Source organism: Pseudomonas sp. P5_A2_2 (assembly GCF_054177685.1).
Genome location: NZ_JBGCUL010000449.1, coordinates 1 through 3,631, shown reverse-complemented (window position 1 = coordinate 3,631; position 3,631 = coordinate 1). Strand labels below are relative to the sequence as shown.

Genomic DNA, 3,631 nt, shown 5'->3' with positions numbered 1-3,631 from the left:
GTACTGTATCGGGTGACAGCGCCATCCAGATCCCCATGGCGCCGAGGAACACGGCGATTGGAATCGCGAGCTTATGCCCACTGGGCAGTACCTTTTCAGCGAACATCAACAGGGTCAGCAACGCCATCCAGGCAGGACTCATGACGCCGACAGCGAACATCACCGCCATCATCGCCCAGCAGCAGCCCACACAGACCATGCCGTGTCGCGCGCCCATCAGAACAGCCCCGAAATCGCCCCCTCGCCAATATTGAGCGAAAAAGGACAGCGGCGAACGGCATCCCGTAAGGCAAACATTTTTCAAGGCCGAGACCTGGAAGATTCCTGCGATAATCAAAACGGCGCCAGCCCAATAGGGACCAGCGCGGTTCCACGCAAGAAACTCGAGGCTGAGGGCACGAATCGCATAATCCAGCAGATAGGCTGCAAGTCCGTAGCCGATCCAGGCGACTGCGTAGCCCGCGATGAAGCAAGCCATGCGCCGCGTTCGTGCGAGCGATTTTCCTCCACGGGACTTCAGCATGGCGGCAAACGCCGCAATGTAGTTGAGTTCTGACGGCAGCATCATTGCTGTCAACATGACGACCCAACCAATAAGGTAGGCGGGTAAGCCGTGTAGCGGGGTTCCTGGCCCCTCATCCATGTCACCCATGACCACCAGCATTTCGAACCAGGCGGCGAGGCTGAGCGCAACGATAACTATCGTCCAGCCCAGGCCCGCTTGACCCCGCCCGAGCGCAGAAGCTGCGGATCGTGAAGCGCAGAGGACCGATTTCATCATGGTGCGTCCGGTCCGTGCCAGTCGAAGGGGATGTGCTTACTCGCTTGGCCGGCCGGGATRTTTTGATCGAATCCAAAGGCCTTCCAACGGCCTGCAACGCTCTTGCCCCAGGTCACGGGCGCGTCGGTGGGACCGACTTCACTGCCGGGTGGATTGAAGCTCTGCAGCAGCTTGGTCGGATCGGAGGTCGGCCCCTTCATGGCCTGGCCACTCGCTTCGACCTTGTCGTCGACGGTCACCCGCCAGTGTTCGAGCGTGCTCTCGATGTCGACTGAAATCTTCGCAAACTCGACACCCCTGAGCTCACGCACGTGCGTTGGTACGAACTGTGTCATCCAGCCGCCGGCCTGGCCGGTGAAAATTGCCGCCAAGGCCGCTCGCTGTGCATCGTCGGCGGCAGCATCGAGGAATACGCCTGCATCCAGCCAAGCGCCGTCCCAAAGGTTGCCGGTGAAGTTTGCGAGCAGGACCACCTTCAGGCCTGCCATGGGCGTCGGGCCGTAGTGACCCTCATTGATTCGGTACGCCCACAGCACTTCGCAATGATTGCCTGTGGGAGGCTGAGCGAATGTGCATGGGCACGGTGAGTTGCACGAACAGACGTCCAGCCATTCACCTGCAATTCGCCACTCTGGAGTTGCGACTGTTGCTACTTCGTTTGTCATCTCCTCCCCCTTTCGTTTGGTGGTGAAGCTTTTGACATGATGATTCGCAGGCATGATAGTGTCTCGTGGCGATATCGACATAAACAGGGTAAATACCGACACATGACCAGACCTCTCCCAATTGAAATCGGCATCGTCATTTTCCCTGGCGTACAGCTTGCGGCCGTGCATGGTTTGATTGATCTATTCGCGGTTGCGGATCGCTTTGCGGCGCAGCACTACAAAGAGGCGGGCGTTTTCCTGCAGGTCAGCCAATGGCAGGTTGAGGGCCACAGTGGCGCACCTGTCAGAGTCGGGGAGAAGGCGAGGGAGGCCGGCGGGTCTCCTACGGTGCTATTGATGCCACCTCGCTTGGGTACGCAAGTCTCGTCGCAGGAAGCTGCACCGTTTGTTGACTGGCTCCTCGGCCATCATCGCGCGGGCACAACGTTGTGTTCTGTCTGCGGAGGGGCTTTCCTGTTGGCTGAAACCGGTCTGCTGGCGGGGCGATCGGTCACCACGCACTGGGACCATGCCGACTTGTTTCGGCAAAGGTTTCCCGACGCGCATCTTGATATCGATCGGCTTGTCATTGATGACGGCGATATCATCAGCGCAGGGGGCCTGATGGCGTGGATTGATCTCGGTTTGAAGTTGGTCGACCGTTTTCTAGGGCCGGTCATCATGGCGGAAACCGCACATTATTTGCTTGTAGATCCGCCCGGCCGAGAGCAGCGCTACTACAGTGCTTTTTCTCCAAACCTTACTCATGGCGACGCCCCGGTTCTGAAAGTCCAGCATTGGCTACAGGCGACAGGTGCGAAAGATACGGCCCTTGCGTCGCTGGTTCTGCGCTCGGGCCTGGAAGAAAGAACTTTCCTGCGACGCTTTCGCAAGGCCACAGGCTTCACCGCCATCGATTATTGCCAGAGGCTGCGAGTTGGCCGTGCCCGTGAGATGCTGCAATTCAGTACATTGCCGATCGAGGCTATTGCGTGGGAAGTTGGTTACAGCGACCCTGGCGCGTTCCGCAAAATTTTTGTCAGGGTTACAGGGCTAACGCCCGGTGAGTATCGGCAACGATTTAGCGTGAACCGAGCCTAGGCCAAGGTTCTATTCTCGACGGTGCTTGCTCATCGTTTTGTTGTCCATTTGATTTTGATCGAACGTTGAGCTCATTCGCATATTTCCATGAGGTTCAGCAAATCTTGTGCGCACTCTTGTGCCGAAAGCGATGGCGACAATCCAGGGCGCAGCGTACCGCCGTAGTCATACACGTAGCTCGTAGTGGTATGAGACAGTGTGTATGTTGACCCGCTGGGGATTTTTTCATAGCGCACATCGAATTCTTTGGCCGTTGCCGCCGTTTCCTCCAAGGTCCCGGAAAGTGCAACAAATGACGAATCAAAACCTTTGGCGTAAGCGTTCTGTGCGGATTCCACGGCCATCCGGCCACCCGAAAGGCAGGCAGCGACGCAGGATTAATTCACTACCATCGACCTCTTTTATCGAAGCAGAGAGGTCGTCGTGGAGCGGTTATCCATGCGTAAGATTCGAGAAGTACTGCATCTCAAATTTGAGGTCGGCCAAATAGCCGAAAATCAGATTCGATGCAGAAGTTCACCTGCGCGTTATTTCTGTGTGGATATGAACACTGCCAAGCTCGTCGGGGCGCTGCAGAGTCTCAATGCATTTGAGCTCGGACTGTCATTGGCGCGGTGGTGGGAAGGGGGGGGCACATCTTGGTTCCTGAAAATGAAATCGCCTGCCGCCTGGTCTGGGCAACAGCCGGATCTGAGTTCCGACTCCGGTAAGTTGGGTAAGCTGCCCGGTTAACGGCTGCTCAAGAATCTTGATCAAGGTTGACTGACTTCCTCAGGGCGTGGTGAAGCAGCCTAACGCTACACACCATGCAGACAAACACTGGGGCTCTTAATGAGGCAAAAGCCTGGCTTCAAAATGCACCTCGATCGCACCATTGCCTATAAACGCTGACGTCGACCCTCATTACCTCGAAAAAGAGATCGATGTAATTGAGAACGCCCCCTAGGTCCCTTTCTGTCTGAAAATGTCCGGAGAGCCGTGAAATCGACGCCTGCCTGGGCGCCGCCAATCCAGAATTGAAGTCATTGGCTGCCGTTCGATTGGGTACAGGAATCCATCGAGATGAGCGTGCGATTTACCGAGCCACTACGCAGCGCAGGGT

Annotated in this window: 4 protein-coding genes and 1 pseudogene; 2 read left to right on the top strand and 3 right to left on the bottom strand. The window is 56.7% G+C overall.

Features of this window, described 5'->3' with window-relative positions:
• Together ACXRVY_RS20205 and ACXRVY_RS20200 are read right to left on the bottom strand one after the other, a co-directional pair.
• Positions 1-781: DUF2182 domain-containing protein (locus tag ACXRVY_RS20205; RefSeq protein WP_458238076.1), on the bottom strand; the 781-nt coding region annotated here is incomplete at its 3' end.
• Complete coding sequence (locus ACXRVY_RS20200) at positions 778-1,446, bottom strand: DUF1326 domain-containing protein (RefSeq protein WP_223458924.1); 669 nt, start codon at positions 1,444-1,446, stop codon at positions 778-780. The genes ACXRVY_RS20200 and ACXRVY_RS20205, both read right to left, overlap by 4 nt.
• A 102-nt stretch (positions 1,447-1,548) precedes the next feature.
• Between ACXRVY_RS20200 and ACXRVY_RS20195 the strand changes: the two genes are divergently transcribed.
• Positions 1,549-2,529 (top strand): GlxA family transcriptional regulator, encoded by a 981-nt coding sequence (locus tag ACXRVY_RS20195; protein ID WP_223458926.1) that lies wholly within the window; start codon positions 1,549-1,551, stop codon positions 2,527-2,529.
• Between the two features lie 71 nt (positions 2,530-2,600).
• On the opposite strand, the pseudogene ACXRVY_RS20190 reads toward ACXRVY_RS20195, so the two are convergent.
• Positions 2,601-2,852 (bottom strand): annotated as a pseudogene (locus ACXRVY_RS20190) (SCO family protein); the annotation flags it as partial.
• A gap of 115 nt (positions 2,853-2,967) precedes the next feature.
• On the opposite strand from ACXRVY_RS20190, the gene ACXRVY_RS20185 reads away from it, so the two are divergent.
• Positions 2,968-3,261: a hypothetical protein gene (locus tag ACXRVY_RS20185; protein WP_223458929.1), complete on the top strand. Its 294-nt coding sequence runs from the start codon at positions 2,968-2,970 to the stop codon at positions 3,259-3,261.
• Positions 3,262-3,631 lie beyond the last annotated feature (370 nt).

What these genes read in the sequence shown, in the direction of transcription:
- ACXRVY_RS20195 (WP_223458926.1), top strand. Translation starts at nt 1,549, where the DNA reads ATGACCAGACCTCTCCCAATTGAAATCGGCATCGTCATTTTCCCTGGC.
- ACXRVY_RS20185 (WP_223458929.1), top strand. Translation starts at nt 2,968, where the DNA reads ATGCGTAAGATTCGAGAAGTACTGCATCTCAAATTTGAGGTCGGCCAA.